The following is a 15,181-nucleotide window of genomic DNA, read 5'->3' as shown; positions in this document are numbered from 1 at the left end:
TTATATGGTACAGGCAATGCCTGTTGTCTGATTACGCCAAAAAATTGTTTTAAGCATAGCCTGGCGCGACTAAACCTGGAATCAATCCCTGTGCACTAAGCGAGATAAAAAGTCTTTCATCATGTAAAAATGCACAGTTAATCATAGAATTGCCGCACTGTTTTTGCGACGCTGTAGGCCATTTTGACACTCCCACTGCGGGTAAGGGACTTTGATGAGATCGGGACGCTATATAGGCGTAATGTCGGGCACCAGCCTGGACGGCGTGGATGTGGTACTGGCCGCTATCGACCAGCAGATGGTGGCGCAGCAGGCCAGCTACTGTCATCCCATGCCGCTGGCGCTGCGTCAGGCCATTCTGGCGGTGAGCCAGGGACAGCCGCTGACGCTTTCTCAACTGGGTCAGCTGGACACGCGGTTGGGGCGACTGTTTGCCGAAGCGGTGCAGGTGCTGATCCAACGTGAAGGACTGGAAAAAGAGGATATCGCCGCTATCGGCTGTCACGGGCAGACCGTCTGGCACGAACCGCTGGGCGAAGCGCCCAATACGCTACAAATCGGCGACAATAATCAGATTGCGGCGCTGACCGGTATTACCGTGGTCGGCGATTTTCGCCGTCGCGATATGGCGCTGGGCGGCCAGGGCGCGCCGCTGGTGCCCGCTTTTCACCAGGCGATCCTGATGCATCCGGAAGAACGGCGCATGGTGCTGAATATCGGCGGCATCGCTAACCTCTCGCTGCTGTTGCCGGGCCAGCCGGTCGGTGGCTACGATACCGGGCCGGGCAATATGCTGCTGGACGCATGGATCTGGCGCCACCGGCGACAGCCTTACGATAAAAATGGCGAGTGGGGCGGCGGCGGCCAGGTTATCTGGCCGCTGCTGCAGCAGATGTTGGCGGATCCCTGGTTCGCGCTGCCCGCGCCCAAGTCTACCGGCAGAGAATATTTCAATCTGGCCTGGATCGATCAGCAGCTGGTTAACTTTCCCGGCCTGGCGCCGCAGGACGTGCAGGCCACGCTGGTTGAACTGACCGCCGCCACCATCGCGCAGCAGGTAATGCTCAGCGGCGGCTGCGAGCGGCTGCTGGTCTGCGGCGGCGGCGGTAAAAACCCGCAGCTGATGGCGCGGCTGAAGGCGCTGCTGGCAGGTACCGAAATCAATGCCACTGACGAAGCCGGCATCAGCGGCGACGACATGGAGGCACTGGCGTTCGCCTGGCTGGCATACCGCACGCTCTCCTCCCAGCCGGGCAATCTACCTTCGGTTACCGGCGCGCGCGAAGCCTCGGTGCTGGGCGCGATTTTTCCCGCCAATATTCAGCGCTACCGCTAATCAACTAAAACGGAGCCTTGATGAAAAAACTTCTCGCACTAGTTTTTGCCTCGCTGTGGCTGAGCGGCTGCCAGCATTCTCAGCCCGAAAAGATCAGCATGCTGCATTACCGCTGCGGCACGCTGCCGCTGACGGTACAGCTTGATCGCCAGCGCCAGCAGGTTAACCTTATTCTGGACGGCAACCCGCTGACGCTGGAACAGCAGCCTGCCGCATCCGGCACGCGCTACGCTGACCAACACTATGTTTTCTGGTCGAAAGGCGATGAGGCATTTATTGAGCGCAACGGCAAACTCATCATCAACGACTGTCGGCTGGAAAAGCCTTAACTCATTGAAATTGATTATGATGAGGCGCACAATGCCTCAACTCTGACAGCGGAAAACCCATCATGAATGACGACAGCCTGCAGCAGATTGCGCATCTGCGCCGTGAATATACCCGTGGCGGCCTGCGCCGCAAGGATCTGCCAGCGGATCCGCTGGCGCTGTTTGAACAGTGGCTTGGTCAGGCGGTCGCCGCGCAGCTGCCCGATTCCACCGCAATGAGCGTGGCGACGGTAGACGAGCAGGGTCAGCCCTACCAGCGTATTGTGCTGCTGAAGCATTTTGACGCGCGCGGCATGGTGTTCTACACCAACCTGGGCAGCCGTAAAGCGCATCATCTGGAGAAAAATCCGCGTATCAGCCTGCTGTTTCCCTGGCATATGCTGGAGCGCCAGGTCATGGTGCTGGGTCGCGTTGAAAAACTGTCGATGATCGACGTGGTAAAATATTTTCACAGTCGTCCGCGCGAAAGCCAGATCGGCGCATGGGTATCAAAACAGTCGAGCCGCATCTCGGCGCGCGGCGTGCTGGAGAGCAAGTTTCTGGAGCTGAAGCAAAAATTCCAGCAGGGCGAGGTGCCGCTGCCGAGTTTTTGGGGCGGCTATCGCATCGTTATCGACTCTATGGAGTTCTGGCAGGGCGGCGAGCATCGCCTGCACGACCGCTTTTTTTACCAGCGCGACAACGACGCGTGGAAAATCGACCGCCTGGCTCCCTGATCGCGCGAAATAATCCCGTTAAGCGCTGGCACAGAGCACGCCGGCGCTTTATTCTATACCCCTTTTTTTCATCCGCTAACCGGCGGATAGCTGTGTACCAGCAAAGGTGCAGACTTTTTTTACACGGAGTCACAGATGGGCAGCAGTAACCTGATTAAACAATTGCAAGAGCGTGGCCTGGTCGCCCAGGTAACGGATGAGGAAGCGTTAGCAGAGCGGCTGGCGCAAGGGCCAATCGCGCTCTATTGCGGCTTCGATCCGACCGCGGACAGCTTGCATTTGGGCCATCTGGTCCCGCTTCTCTGCCTGAAGCGCTTCCAGGATGCTGGACATCGTCCAGTGGCGCTGGTAGGCGGGGCAACCGGTCTGATCGGCGATCCGAGCTTTAAAGCAGCCGAGCGCAAGCTGAACACTGAAGAGACCGTTAACGAGTGGGTGGAAAAGATCCGCGGTCAGGTCGCGCCTTTCCTGAATTTCGACTGCGGCGACAACAGCGCCGTGGCGGCCAACAACTATGACTGGTTTGGCGGCATGAACGTGCTGACCTTCCTGCGCGATATCGGCAAGCACTTCTCCGTGAATCAGATGATCAACAAGGAAGCGGTGAAGCAGCGCCTGAACCGCGACGATCAGGGCATCTCATTTACCGAGTTCTCCTACAACCTGCTGCAGGGCTACGACTTCGCCTGTCTGAACGAGCGCTACGGCGTGGCGCTGCAGATTGGCGGCTCCGATCAGTGGGGTAACATCACCTCCGGTATCGATCTGACCCGTCGTCTGCATCAGAATCAGGTGTTCGGCCTGACCGTACCGCTGATCACCAAATCCGACGGCACCAAGTTCGGCAAAACCGAAGGCGGCGCGGTCTGGCTGGACGCAAAGAAAACCAGCCCGTACAAATTCTACCAGTTCTGGATCAATACGGCGGACGCCGACGTATACCGCTTCCTGAAGTTCTTCACCTTTATGAGCATTGAAGAGATCAATGCGCTGGAAGAAGAGGACAAGAACAGCGGCAAAGCGCCTCGCGCGCAGTATGTGCTGGCGGAGCAGGTCACCAGGCTGGTACACGGCGAAGAAGGGCTGACCGCCGCGCAGCGTATTACCAAAAGCCTGTTCTCCGGCAGCCTGACCGAAATGACCGAGGCGGACTTCGAACAGCTGGCGCAGGACGGCATGCCGTTTGTTGAGCTGGAGCAGGGTCAGGATCTGCAGCAGGCGATGGTAGATGGCGATCTGGCGCCGTCGCGCGGCCAGGCACGCAAACTGATTGAATCGAAAGCGGTCAGCATCAACGGCGAAGCGCAGCTCAGCGCGGAGTACGCTTTCACCGCGGAAGACCGCCTGTTCGGCCGCTTTACGCTGCTGCGTCGCGGTAAAAAGAACTACTGCCTGGTTGTCTGGAAATAACGCTCCCGTCAGGTAAAACAGGCGATCCGCGCCAGCGCGCGCGGACGCCTTTACAGCTCATCTCTTTTGTTCCGGCAAGGTCTTCATGAAAAACATTCTCTCCGTTCAGTCGCACACCGTTTTCGGTCATGCCGGCAACAGCGCCGCTGAATTTCCGATGCGTCGCATGGGCGCAAACGTTTGGCCTCTCAACACCGTGCAGTTCTCCAATCACACCCAGTACGGTCAGTGGACGGGCGTGGTGATGCCGGCCAGCCATCTGACCGATATCGTCAGCGGTATTGCGGCCATCGACCGCCTGAAAACCTGCGACGCGGTGCTGAGCGGCTATCTGGGTTCGGCAGAGCAGGGCGAGCAGATCCTGGAGATCGTTCGCCAGGTGAAAGCGGCCAATCCCAACGCCTGGTACTTCTGCGATCCGGTAATGGGCCATCCTGAGAAAGGCTGCATCGTCGCGCCAGGCGTGGCGGAGTTTCACGCCAGCAGCGCGCTGCCGGCCAGCGATATCATCGCGCCGAATCTGCTGGAGCTGGAACTGTTAAGCGGCCATGAGGTCAGCAGCGTAGAGCAGGCCATCGCTACCGCGCGCGAGCTGATCGCTAAAGGGCCGAAAATTGTGCTGGTTAAGCATCTGGCGCGCGCCGGCCAGCGCAGCGATCGTTTTGAAATGCTGCTGGTGACGGCGGAGGAAGCCTGGCATATCAGCCGTCCGCTGGTGGATTTCGGCGTGCGTCAGCCGGTAGGCGCAGGCGACCTGACCAGCGGGCTGCTGCTGGTGGATCTGCTGCACGGTATGTCGCTGAAGGCAGCGCTGGAGCATATTACGGCGGCAGTGTACGAAGTGATGCTGAAAACCCACGAGATGGGCGAGTATGAGCTGCAGCTGGTGGCGGCGCAGGATCGTATCGCCAGCCCGCAACAGCACTTTGACGCGGTAAAACTTTAATCACTGCGCCGGGCTGAGAACCAGCCCGGCGCCAGCATTACTTATCCTTGCCGAAACCCTGCTTAAGCAGCGCAGGCAGCACGTCCGGGAAGTAGATATTTTCGTAATAGCCGGACACGCTGTCGCTCCAGCTTTCGCCGTCCTCACGGCCGATAGCCTGCCAGTGCTGCACCATCTCCTGATTATAAGCCGCGATGTTTTCCTGCAGGCCAGCTGAGCTGTAGGCCTCTTCGTGACGGAAAGTGCCGATCGGCAGACGCGGTTTCTGGTGCGCATGCTCATCGACATAGCCAATAGTCAGCCCGGCGACCGGGAAGGTCAGCTCTGGCAGCTTCAGCAGATCGATCATCGCCTGCGGATCGCGACGGATGCCGCCGATGGGGACAATGCCCAGACCTTCAGCGCGCGCGGCAGCCATCACCGCACCCAGCGCGATGCCGACATCGGTGGCGCCGGAAACCACGCTCTCGATACTTTGCTGCGCGATCTGCTCTTTATCAATCGCCGCCATCGCCTGCTGGCTTTTATGCATATCCAGCACAAAGGTGATAAACAGCGGGGCTTTGGCGATCCACGGCTGGCCGCCGGCGATTTCCGAGATCTGCTGACGCGCTGCGGCGCTGCGGGTAATCACCAGCGAAACCTGCTGTGAGTTGACCGAGGTCGGCGCACGATAAGCGACCTCGACCAGGCGATCGATAATAGCATCGTCAATCGGACGATCGGTAAAGCTGCGTTCGCTTTTATGAGCGGTAAGAATATCAATAACAGAACTCATAGTGCCTCCTGATAGTAAGCCGCTGAGTATAAGGGATCGCCAAACGGCGGTTTAACACCTTATGCGCTGAACGGTCAGGAGGCGTGTGCATCTTAGCTGAGTCCCTCTGCCGCCAGGGCCGCCGCGACGTGCGGCCGCGCCGCGACCCGCTGAAACCAGGCTTCCAGCGAGGCAAAACTGTGGATGTCCAGCTGAAGCGACTTAGCCCAGCGCATAACGGTAAACAGATACGCGTCAGCCACCGTAAAGTGCAGGCCCAGCAGCCACTGGTTATCGTGCAGCTCGCTGTCGACCCAGGCCAGCTTTTCCACGATCTGCTGGCGTAAAGCCGTTTTGTACGCCTTAGGCGCGGCGTCGCCAAACAGCGGCGAAAAGCTTTTATGCAGCTCCGCCGAGATATAGTTCAGCCAGGCGAGCGTCTGGTAGCGCGCCAGCGTATTGAGCGGCGCCAGCAGCTGGCGATCGGGCTTCTGGTCGGCCAGGTACTGCACAATCGCCACGCCTTCGGTCAGCACGGTGCCGTCGTCAAACTGTAGCGCGGGCACTTTGCCTTTAGGGTTGATCTGACGATAATCCTCCTGCTGTTCCGTAAGGCCGGCGGCGGTATCGACCCTCACCAGCGTAAAATCCAGACCCGTTTCCAGCATGACGATATGCGGCGAAAGCGAACAGGCGCCGGGTTTAAAAAACAGTTTCATGGCGTTCTCCCAGACTCGAAGGCAAATAATATTTCAGCTTAGCGGCGTCTGGTTAAAAAGTCAGCGCCTGCGCGTACGCAAATCCGCCGCTTTTTTATCCTGGCGCAATAAATCCTGACGGAAACAGGCGAGTTCAGGGTATGAATTGTTATTTTTGCCCGTTTACGCTGTTTTCAGCAAGAGTATGCTGGCGTAAACCCACAGGAGAACGCTGATGACTTCATTAACGCTTTACGGTACGGAACTTTCTGGCCACGCACACCGCGTCCGGCTGCTGCTGTCAATGCTCAACCTTTCGGCAGAGTGGAAAGAGGCGGACGCCGAGGTCAGAAAAAGCGCCGAATTTCTGGCGCTGAACCCGCTGGGTCAGGTGCCGGTGCTGGTGGACGGCGACCGGGTGATCGGCGATAGCATCGCGATCCTGATCTGGCTGACTAAACGCTACGCGCCCGACAGCCAGTAGTTGCCTCAGGATCTCTATCTTCAGGCGCAGGTGCAGCAGTGGCTCGGCAAGGCAGCGGGCGAAATCCGCTACGGCGTCGCCTCAGCACGACTGATTAAACAGTTCAACACGCCGGAAAATTATGAGGCGGCGCTGGCTACGGCGCGCAAATTCCTGCCGCAGATGGAGACGCATCTGCACGGCAGAAAATGGCTGGTTGGCAGCGATGCCACGCTTGCCGATCTGGCCTGTTACGCTTACGTTGCCTGCGCGCCGGAAGGCGGTATCTCACTGCGCGACTATCCCGCGATTCGTCAGTGGCTGCAGAACGTCGCCTCGCTGCCGGGCTTTATCGCTTTGCCCGCCTTGCCGCATCCGCCGGAGGCGTAATTATGTTTCACCACGGCGAACTTATGGCGCAGCGAAAAGCGGGGTTTGCGCCGTCGGCTGCGGCAACCTATACGGCGATGCCGCAGCAGCATCGCCTGTTTTATGCCGGACTGAGCCAGTTTTACTTTAACGTGGCCGATGCTGACGGCTTTCCGGTCGCGGCCCTGTTGCAGGGCGCGCAGGGCTTTGTGCAGGCGACAGACGAAACGCATTTGCGCATCGCGGCGGGCCGCCGCGATTTATCAAACTGAAGCAGGGAAAGTGAAAGATTGTCGATTACGCCGGCAATCGCTACAACATCTCGGGCCATCTGCTGCCCGCTGCCGGACTGGCGGTGGAGTATGCGCCTTTCACGCTCGCCATCAATAAAAAAAGGGTGACGTCGCGTCACCCTTTTTTAGTCAGCTTGTCAGGTTAATCCTGAGTCATACGGTTCAGCTTAGGCGCGGTCAGCATCATCAGCACCGCAATCACGCCGGTGACGATACCGATCTGCAGGAAAACGTCGCCGTAAACGTGCAGCGACTGCAGCGGATCGGTGATGTTTTCCGGTACCGCCATCATGTTCGCCACTTTACCCGCGACCATCGCCGCGCCGGCGGTGGTCAGGAACCAGGAGCCCATGATAAAGCCCATCAGGCGCTGAGGCACCAGCTGCGCCACCATCGCCAGACCCAGGCCAGAGATCATCAGCTCGCCCACGCTCTGCAGCGCGTAGCTCAGGATCAGCCAGCTCACGGAAACGATGCCCAGCTCGTTAGCGAACTTCGCGCCCAGCGGCAGCACCAGGAAGGCGACAGAGCAGAGCACCATACCCAGCGCGAACTTGTGCGGCATCGGCAGACGGTCGCCCATCTTGTTATAGATCGCCGCCAGCAGCGGGCTGAAAATCATGATCCAGAACGGGTTCAGCGCCTGATACTGTTCCGGCTGGAAAGTCAGGCCCAGGATGCTGTGCTCAACGTTGCGGATAGCAAAAAAGTTCAGTGAGGTTGGCATCTGCATATAGAGCACGAAGAACACAATCGCTTCCACCATCAGCAGAAAGGCGACCATCATCTTGCGACGCGCCGCGCCCTGTAGTGCGAAAGTCTCTTTAGCGAACAGCACCACGATGCCTACTGCCACTACGCCCAGCAGCAGCCGCGCGATATCCTGGTTGTGCAGCATCCAGGTCGCCACCACGACCAGCACCGCGATACCTACCAGCGTCGCCAGCAGTTTGCCCATATGCAGCGGCTGAAAGTCAGGTTTGGAACCGTGATCTTTCACCCACTTGCGGCAGAACATAAAGTTGACCAGCGTAATCAGCATCCCCACGAACGAGAGCGAAAAGGCAACGCTCCAGCCATAGTGCGCGGCCAGCCACGGCGTAGCCAGCATCGAGAAGAAGGAGCCGATATTAATCGCCATGTAATACATGGTGAAAGCGCCGTCCAGACGAGGATCGTCTTTTTCGTAGCAGGTTGAGAGCAGCGAGGAGGGGTTCGCCTTAAACAGGCCGTTACCCACGGCGATGGTCGCCATGCCGATATAGACCATCGCGACGTCGTGACCTGACCAGGCCACCAGCGCGTAGCCCAGCGCCAGCACCAGCGTGCCGAGCACGATCACGCGCTTGGTGCCCAGCACCTTGTCGCCCAGCCAGCCGCCGACGGCGATCAAACCGTAAACCAGCGCACTGAACGAGGCAAACAGCGTAATGGATTGCTCTTCGGACATGCCCAGCATCTTGACAAGATAGACCGCCATGATGCCCTGCAGGCCGTAGTAGCCGAAGCGTTCCCAGAGCTCAATCGAGAAAATCAGATAAAAAGATCGGGGCTGTTTAAAAGCGTTGAGACTGGTGGTCTCGGGTTGTTTGTTTGCAGTTGACACGGATACCTCTGGAGTCAATCGCCTGATTCATGGCGAAAATTAAGTCGCTTTAAATCAGGACGGGCTTTAGCCGCATAGTTATAAATTCGGAAAATCGGCGGTTAATTTCGCCGATTGTTTGCTGTCAGGCAAGCCTTTTTTGAAATGAGGTCAAGGGCTGTTTTATTAGTGTTTATTTCAGGTGAAGAGCCATCGAATGGTTTAAATATCCATTGTAAGCAGGTTATGAAACATATTGAGCTGCCAGCTGCGCAAGAATTGCCCTGCAGGTGAAACTAAAGCAAAGCCCCTTTGGCGCGGATAAATCTGTTGTAGTAGCAAAGTTAAGCAATATTATGCTTGGTTTATGCATATTTTTTGATAAAAAACAGAGATAAATCACGTTACTGACAGGTCGATCTTTATGACCAGAACGATGACGCGGCCTGCGGGCTGCCAGGGTGCTTATTAATTAATAAAAAAAAACTTTTCGGCAAAATTTTGCTTGCTGCGGCTCCGCGCGAAAAGCACCTCGCACCAGAGCTGAGCAAAGAGAAGACCCTGACCTCTGGATGGTTAAACAGTAGTGTAAAGATTGCCCCTGCCGCTAAAGCCCCTTTGCCGCAGGCCGATAACTCACGTACCTCAATAATTGTGCAGAGTGACAATGTTAACGATAAATAATAATGAAACTGCCCTGGCCACCGGCAACGCTCGTACGGCGAACAGCTCGCTGCTGGCGCAATCTATTGAGCGACTTTCCTCCGGTTTACGCATTAACGGCGCCCATGACGACGCGGCGGGCCAGGCTATCGCCAACCGTATGCAGGCTAACGTCAACGCCGACAGCGCGGTGACGCGCGGCCTTAACGACGCCATCAGCTATGCGCAGACGGCGGAGAGCGCGCTGGGCAATATCAGCGATATGCTAATCAAAGCGAAAAGTCTGGCGGTACGCGCCGCCAACGGCACCATGTCGGCTTCCGACCGACAGAGCTATAACGACGAATATCAGCAGCTGTTGGCGGGCATCAACGGCATCGCCAACGGTACCGAAATTTTCGGTCAGTTCCCGCTGGCGACCGACACGCCGGAGCTGCCGCCGGTACTGCTGGGCGACGTTGCGCCGATCGGCACCAAATTTCCGGTGCAGGGACAAAACTACTCCTTCAGCTCGGGCGTGATCTCGCTGGCCTATATTCCGGCCGGTACCACCAATATTTCGATCACCATCGATTCATTAAGTATGGATGACGATCTGCAGCTCTTCACGCGGGACGGCAAACATCTGGCCGGCACGCCCGTTGACGGCGCGACCGACTTCACCTGGGCCAGTAAAAACATCACCGATGATGCTTCCGCCACCAGCAAGCTGATGAGCGTCAGCAACGGCTTTACCAGCGGCGCCAGCTATGACGCCTCTGATTTGAACGAAGGCGGCTCTTCGTGGGCGCTGAACGGCAGCGAAACCACCAGCTATAACGGGATGAGCATCACCTACAGCGGCGACGGCGATCGCTATGAGGATGCCTCCACCGGCGCGGCCAATGACGGCACGGTAACCAGCAATCCGCTGGAACGGATCAGTATCGATAACGTCACGGAAGATCTTATCGTGGTGGTGGTCGGCAACGGCTCCTTTAACAGCAATCTGACCTGGGGTTCGCTGCCGCAGCCGACCACTACGCCAGCGGTGCCGCCGAAGCAGAGCCAGCCGCTGGAGGTGATCACCAGCGCCAATTATGGCCAGCCGGTGCAGTCGGATACGCTGGGGCCGACGCCGTCCGACACCAAAACGCTGGGGCTGAACAACACCAGCCTGCTGACTGACGGCGCGATCCGCACCTCAATGACCGCGCTGGATGCGGCGCTGAACAAGGTTAACGGCTACCGTTCCGACTACGGCTCGAAGATCAACCGCTACGAATCGAACAAGTCGGTGCTGTCGCAGCAGAGCATCGCTACCCAGGCGGCGCAGAGCCGCATTCAGGACGCGGATTACGCCCAGGAAGCCAGTCAGCTGGCAAAAGCGCAGATTAAAGATCAGGGGCAAAACGCCGTGATGAAAATGGCGAATCAGTCGGCGCAAAACGTCCTGACGCTGCTGCGCGATTAAAAATTACGGCCACGGACGGCTAAATAAACCGTCATTACACTCCCTCCTTAGTTAGTAACAATCCTCAATATTTATTTTTAAATTTCCTTTACTGGCAACACGTGTCTTTGTCTCTATTCTTTTTTATATCAAACAGATAAAGCGCTTCGGCACTCTGTCTTTTTTAACAATCCTACCTTCTGAAACCGCTACAAAAAGCGGTCGCGGGTTTTTCTTGATTGAACGTTCAATATAAAAAGTCTATAATCTTCGTTATTCAATAGCTGAAACCGATGAAGCGATGCCAAAAGTTGGAATGAAAGCGATCCGTCAGGCGCAGCTGATCCACGCGACGCTGACGGTGATTGACCGGGTCGGCCTGGCCGATGCCAGCCTGGCGCTGATAGCGAAAGAGGCAGGCGTCTCTACGGGGATCGTCAGCCACTATTTCGGCGATAAAAACGGGCTGCTGGATGCCTGTATGCGCCAGATCCTGCTGGATCTTTATCAGGCGGTACAGCATCACCGCAGCAACGCGGCAGATGAGCCGCAGGCGCAGATCCGGGCGATAATCGACGGCAACTTCGATGTGTCGCAGATTGCCGGGCCGGTGTTGAAAACCTGGCTGGCGTTCTGGAGCAGTAGCCTGCACCAGCCGGATCTGCAGCGACTGCAGCGCATCAACGATCGCCGTCTCTATTCCAACCTGACGGCGCAGTTCACTCGCGCTCTGCCGAACGAGATGGCACGCTCGGCGGGAGCCAGCATGGCAGCGCTAATCGATGGCCTGTGGTTGCGCATGACGCTGGCGCCGCAGCCGATGGCGCAGGGGCTAATCGAAGCCCGTCAGCTTTGTTACCAGAATCTCGCGCTGTGGCTTTCACGCCCGGCAACTTAACCCCCAAAGGAGGAGACATGGCCGATATGCAACGCCGTGGACTTTACATCAATGGCCGCGAAGAAGCGGGTCATGGCGAAACATTCACCACCATCAATCCCGCCAATGGCGAAGTGTTGGCCGAAATCACCTCGGCGAGCCAGCAGGATATCGACCGGGCTGTCGCTACGGCCGAAGCTGGCCAGCGCATCTGGCGCAGCTATACGCCGGTTGAGCGCAGCCGCGTACTGTTGAAAGCCGTGGCTATTCTGCGCGAGCGCAACCAGCAGCTGGCCGCACTGGAAACCGCGGACACCGGTAAACCGCTGAGCGAAACCGAAGCGGTGGATATCGTTACCGGCGCGGACGTGCTGGAATATTACGCCGGTCTGGCGGTAGCGGTGGAAGGCGAATCTATTCCGCTGCGCGACAGCGCGCTGGTCTATACCCGCCGCGAGCCGCTGGGCGTTTGCGCCGGTATCGGCGCCTGGAACTACCCAATCCAGATCGCCATGTGGAAAAGCGCGCCCGCGCTGGCGACTGGCAATGCGATGATCTTTAAACCGAGCGAAGTCACGCCGCTGAGCGCGCTGGAGCTGGCGAAGATCTTTACCGAAGCGGGTCTGCCGGACGGCGTATTCAACGTGGTGCAGGGCGCGGGCCAGGTTGGCCAGGGTCTGAGCCAGCATCCGAAAATCGCCAAGGTTTCCTTTACTGGCGAAGTCGGCACCGGCAAACGCGTGATGGCGGATGCGGCGCTGGCAAACCTGAAGTCGGTCACAATGGAGCTGGGCGGCAAATCTCCGCTGATCGTGTTTGAAGATGCCGAGCTGGAACGTGCCGTGGACGGCGCGATGATGGCTAACTTCTACAGCACCGGTCAGGTCTGTACCAACGGCACGCGAGTGTTTGTTCATCGCTCGATGAAAGAAGCGTTTGAAAAGCGCCTGCTGGAAAAAATGGCCGGTATCAAATGCGGCGACCCGACCGATCCGCAAACCAACTTCGGCCCGCTGGTCAGCGAAGAGCACTGCCGGAAAGTGGTTTCCTATCTGGAGATCGGCAAGCAGGAAGGCGCTCGCGTGCTGGCTGGCGGTTCGCGTATTACCGAAGGCGAGATGGCAAAAGGCTGCTACGTTGAACCAACCGTCTTCACCGACTGCACCGACGAGATGCGCATCGTGCAGGAAGAGATCTTCGGGCCGGTGATGAGCGTGCTGGTGTTCGATGACGAGCAGGAAGTGATCGAACGTGCCAACAACACCGAATATGGCCTGGCGGCTGGCGTCTTCACCACCTCGCTGAACCGCGCGCACCGCGTAATTCATCAGCTTGAGGCGGGAATTTGCTGGGTAAACAGCTGGGGTGAATCGCCTGCGCCAATGCCGGTCGGCGGCTATAAGCAGTCCGGCGTTGGCCGCGAAAACGGTCTGGAAACCCTGCACCACTATACGCGCACCAAATCCGTGCTGATTGAAATGGGCGACTATCCGTCCGCGTTCTGAACGTCGTTTCGTTACAACATACTTTTGCTGCGGCGCAGGCCGCAGCTTTCCGGAGGTTTAATGCAGAAATTTGACTATATCATTATTGGCGCCGGCTCGGCCGGCAACGTGCTGGCGACGCGACTGACTGAGGATGCTGACGTATCGGTACTTTTACTGGAAGCAGGCGGCAAGGATCACCGCTGGGACTTCCGTACCCAAATGCCAGCCGCTTTGGCTTATCCGCTGCAGGGGAAACGCTATAACTGGGCTTTTGAGACCGATCCGGAGCCGATGATGAATAACCGCCGCATGGAGTGCGGGCGCGGCAAAGGCTTGGGCGGCTCGTCGCTGATTAACGGCATGTGCTACGTGCGCGGCAACGCGATGGACTACGATAACTGGGCCAGCAAGCCAGGCCTGGAAAACTGGTCTTATCTCAATTGCCTGCCTTACTTCCGCAAGGCGGAAAAGCGCGATATCGGTGAAAACGACTACCACGGCGGCGACGGCTATCTGAGCGTCACCACGCCGAAAAAAGGCAATAACCCGCTGTTCCGCGCCTTTATCGACGCGGCGGTGCAGGCTGGTCATCATGAAACCGACGATATGAACGGCTACCGTCAGGATGGCTTTGGCCCGATGGATCGCACCGTGACGCCGCAGGGCCGTCGCTCCAGCACCGCGCGCGGCTATCTGGACGTGGCGAAGCAGCGTCCGAACCTGACTATTATTACCCACGCGCAGACCGATCGTATTCTGTTCGAGGGGAAAACCGCCACCGGCGTTTGCTGGCTGCGCAACGGCAAAGAGGAGCAGGCGACGGCCGCGCGTGAAGTGCTGCTGTGCGCTGGCGCTATCGCCTCGCCGCAAATCCTGCAGCGTTCCGGCGTCGGCCCGGAAGAGTGGCTGCGCGAGCTGGATATCCCGGTTGTGCACGCGCTGCCGGGCGTTGGCCGCAATCTGCAGGATCACCTGGAAGTCTATATGCAGTTCCGCTGCAAAAAGCCGGTCAGCCTTTATCCGTCGCTGCAGTGGTGGAACCAGCCTGCGATCGGCGCGGAATGGCTCTTCAGCGGTACCGGTATCGGCGCCAGCAACCAGTTCGAAGCGGGCGGCTTTATCCGCAGCGATGATAAGCCGGACTGGCCGGATCTGCAGTATCACTTCCTGCCGGTCGCCATCAATTACAACGGCAGCAGCCCGGTGAAAGAGCACGGTTTCCAGGCGCACGTCGGCCCGATGCGCTCGATGAGCCGCGGTCGCGTCAAGCTAACGTCGAAACATCCGTACGCCGCGCCGTCGATCTTCTTTAACTACATGTCGGAACAACGCGACTGGGAAGAGTTCCGTAGCGCAGTGCGCCACACGCGTGAAATCATGCGCCAGCCCGCTCTGGCGGAGTACTGCGGTGAAGAGATCCAGCCAGGCGCGTCGGTACAGACCGACGAGCAGATCGACGCCTTTATTCGCGACCATGCGGAAACGGCCTACCATCCTTGCGGTAGCTGCGCGATGGGCAACGACGAAATGGCAGTAGTGGATGCGGAAGGGCGCGTGCATGGTATGCAGCGTCTGCGCGTAGTGGATGCGTCTATCATGCCGCAGATCACGACCGGCAACCTGAACGCCCCTACGGTGATGATTGCCGAGAAAATGGCGGATGTCATTCGCGGCCGTACGCCGCTGTCCGCTTCGAAAGCAGACTATTACAAGCTGCAGCGTGAAAAAGCGGAAGCGGAGCGGGTGCAGGAAGAAGGCCTGGCCTGATAGCCAATCCGGCTTGCTGAAAGCAGCCGGACATAGAAACAAAGTCGCCCGCG

The 15,181-nt window shown here is 58.1% G+C and carries 13 protein-coding genes and 1 pseudogene; 11 read left to right on the top strand and 3 right to left on the bottom strand.

Annotation, left to right across the window (positions count from 1 at the left end):
• Nucleotides 1-214 precede the first annotated feature (214 nt).
• The 5 genes from anmK to pdxY all read left to right on the top strand — a co-directional run bounded on the left by anmK (nt 215) and on the right by pdxY (nt 4,737).
• Nucleotides 215-1,336, top strand: a complete 1,122-nt coding sequence (gene anmK, locus MKZ79_RS05840) for an anhydro-N-acetylmuramic acid kinase (protein ID WP_336140683.1) — start codon at nt 215-217, stop codon at nt 1,334-1,336.
• A 20-nt stretch (nt 1,337-1,356) separates the two neighbouring features.
• On the top strand, nt 1,357-1,665 hold the full coding sequence (locus tag MKZ79_RS05835) for an MliC family protein (protein ID WP_336140682.1): 309 nt from the start codon (nt 1,357-1,359) through the stop codon (nt 1,663-1,665).
• A gap of 62 nt (nt 1,666-1,727) precedes the next feature.
• Nucleotides 1,728-2,381: a pyridoxamine 5'-phosphate oxidase gene (gene pdxH, locus MKZ79_RS05830; protein ID WP_442897128.1), complete on the top strand. Its 654-nt coding sequence runs from the start codon at nt 1,728-1,730 to the stop codon at nt 2,379-2,381.
• Between the two features lie 135 nt (nt 2,382-2,516).
• Nucleotides 2,517-3,791 carry a tyrosine--tRNA ligase gene (tyrS, locus tag MKZ79_RS05825; RefSeq protein ID WP_336140681.1) on the top strand — a complete coding sequence of 425 codons (1,275 nt, stop codon included), beginning with the start codon at nt 2,517-2,519 and terminating at the stop codon, nt 3,789-3,791.
• 85 nt (nt 3,792-3,876) lie between these two features.
• On the top strand, nt 3,877-4,737 hold the full coding sequence (gene pdxY / locus MKZ79_RS05820) for a pyridoxal kinase PdxY (RefSeq protein ID WP_336140680.1): 861 nt from the start codon (nt 3,877-3,879) through the stop codon (nt 4,735-4,737).
• Between the two features lie 37 nt (nt 4,738-4,774).
• On the opposite strand, the gene MKZ79_RS05815 is transcribed toward pdxY, so the two are convergent.
• Nucleotides 4,775-5,515 carry a nitroreductase family protein gene (locus tag MKZ79_RS05815; RefSeq protein ID WP_336140679.1) on the bottom strand — a complete coding sequence of 247 codons (741 nt, stop codon included), beginning with the start codon at nt 5,513-5,515 and terminating at the stop codon, nt 4,775-4,777.
• Nucleotides 5,516-5,607: 92 nt separating this feature from the next.
• The gene (gene gstA, locus MKZ79_RS05810; protein WP_336140678.1) at nt 5,608-6,213 is read right to left on the bottom strand and encodes a glutathione transferase GstA; all 606 of its coding nucleotides are present in this window, start codon (nt 6,211-6,213) and stop codon (nt 5,608-5,610) included.
• 214 nt (nt 6,214-6,427) lie between these two features.
• Here gstA and MKZ79_RS05805 point away from each other — a divergent pair.
• Together MKZ79_RS05805 and MKZ79_RS05800 are read left to right on the top strand one after the other, a co-directional pair.
• Nucleotides 6,428-7,045 (top strand): annotated as a pseudogene (locus tag MKZ79_RS05805) (glutathione S-transferase family protein).
• A 2-nt stretch (nt 7,046-7,047) separates the two neighbouring features.
• The gene (locus MKZ79_RS05800; protein ID WP_336140677.1) at nt 7,048-7,296 is read left to right on the top strand and encodes a hypothetical protein; all 249 of its coding nucleotides are present in this window, start codon (nt 7,048-7,050) and stop codon (nt 7,294-7,296) included.
• Between the two features lie 163 nt (nt 7,297-7,459).
• Here the strand turns inward: MKZ79_RS05800 and dtpA are convergent, their stop codons facing one another.
• Nucleotides 7,460-8,923, bottom strand: coding sequence for a dipeptide/tripeptide permease DtpA (gene dtpA / locus MKZ79_RS05795; protein WP_336140676.1), 1,464 nt, complete (start codon nt 8,921-8,923; stop codon nt 7,460-7,462).
• A 646-nt stretch (nt 8,924-9,569) separates the two neighbouring features.
• On the opposite strand from dtpA, the gene MKZ79_RS05790 reads away from it, so the two are divergent.
• The 4 genes from MKZ79_RS05790 to betA all read left to right on the top strand — a co-directional run bounded on the left by MKZ79_RS05790 (nt 9,570) and on the right by betA (nt 15,128).
• Nucleotides 9,570-11,018: a flagellin N-terminal helical domain-containing protein gene (locus tag MKZ79_RS05790; RefSeq protein ID WP_336140675.1), complete on the top strand. Its 1,449-nt coding sequence runs from the start codon at nt 9,570-9,572 to the stop codon at nt 11,016-11,018.
• Between the two features lie 280 nt (nt 11,019-11,298).
• Nucleotides 11,299-11,895, top strand: a complete 597-nt coding sequence (gene betI, locus MKZ79_RS05785; protein ID WP_336140674.1) for a transcriptional regulator BetI — start codon at nt 11,299-11,301, stop codon at nt 11,893-11,895.
• Between the two features lie 26 nt (nt 11,896-11,921).
• Complete coding sequence (gene betB, locus MKZ79_RS05780) at nt 11,922-13,379, top strand: betaine-aldehyde dehydrogenase (RefSeq protein ID WP_336141360.1); 1,458 nt, start codon at nt 11,922-11,924, stop codon at nt 13,377-13,379.
• Nucleotides 13,380-13,439: 60 nt separating this feature from the next.
• Nucleotides 13,440-15,128 carry a choline dehydrogenase gene (betA, locus tag MKZ79_RS05775; protein ID WP_336140673.1) on the top strand — a complete coding sequence of 563 codons (1,689 nt, stop codon included), beginning with the start codon at nt 13,440-13,442 and terminating at the stop codon, nt 15,126-15,128.
• Nucleotides 15,129-15,181: the final 53 nt, after the last annotated feature.

The sequence above is a fragment of the Erwinia sp. CGal63 genome (genome assembly GCF_037026505.1).
In the GTDB taxonomy this organism is placed as follows: domain Bacteria; phylum Pseudomonadota; class Gammaproteobacteria; order Enterobacterales; family Enterobacteriaceae; genus Erwinia.
This window is presented reverse-complemented; position numbering and strand designations above follow the sequence as displayed.

What these genes read in the sequence shown, in the direction of transcription:
- anmK (WP_336140683.1), top strand. Translation starts at nt 215, where the DNA reads ATGAGATCGGGACGCTATATAGGCGTAATGTCGGGCACCAGCCTGGAC.
- MKZ79_RS05835 (WP_336140682.1), top strand. Translation starts at nt 1,357, where the DNA reads ATGAAAAAACTTCTCGCACTAGTTTTTGCCTCGCTGTGGCTGAGCGGC.
- pdxH (WP_442897128.1), top strand. Translation starts at nt 1,728, where the DNA reads ATGAATGACGACAGCCTGCAGCAGATTGCGCATCTGCGCCGTGAATAT.
- tyrS (WP_336140681.1), top strand. Translation starts at nt 2,517, where the DNA reads ATGGGCAGCAGTAACCTGATTAAACAATTGCAAGAGCGTGGCCTGGTC.
- pdxY (WP_336140680.1), top strand. Translation starts at nt 3,877, where the DNA reads ATGAAAAACATTCTCTCCGTTCAGTCGCACACCGTTTTCGGTCATGCC.
- MKZ79_RS05815 (WP_336140679.1), bottom strand. Translation starts at nt 5,515, where the DNA reads ATGAGTTCTGTTATTGATATTCTTACCGCTCATAAAAGCGAACGCAGC.
- gstA (WP_336140678.1), bottom strand. Translation starts at nt 6,213, where the DNA reads ATGAAACTGTTTTTTAAACCCGGCGCCTGTTCGCTTTCGCCGCATATC.
- MKZ79_RS05800 (WP_336140677.1), top strand. Translation starts at nt 7,048, where the DNA reads ATGTTTCACCACGGCGAACTTATGGCGCAGCGAAAAGCGGGGTTTGCG.
- MKZ79_RS05790 (WP_336140675.1), top strand. Translation starts at nt 9,570, where the DNA reads ATGTTAACGATAAATAATAATGAAACTGCCCTGGCCACCGGCAACGCT.
- betI (WP_336140674.1), top strand. Translation starts at nt 11,299, where the DNA reads ATGCCAAAAGTTGGAATGAAAGCGATCCGTCAGGCGCAGCTGATCCAC.
- betB (WP_336141360.1), top strand. Translation starts at nt 11,922, where the DNA reads ATGCAACGCCGTGGACTTTACATCAATGGCCGCGAAGAAGCGGGTCAT.
- betA (WP_336140673.1), top strand. Translation starts at nt 13,440, where the DNA reads ATGCAGAAATTTGACTATATCATTATTGGCGCCGGCTCGGCCGGCAAC.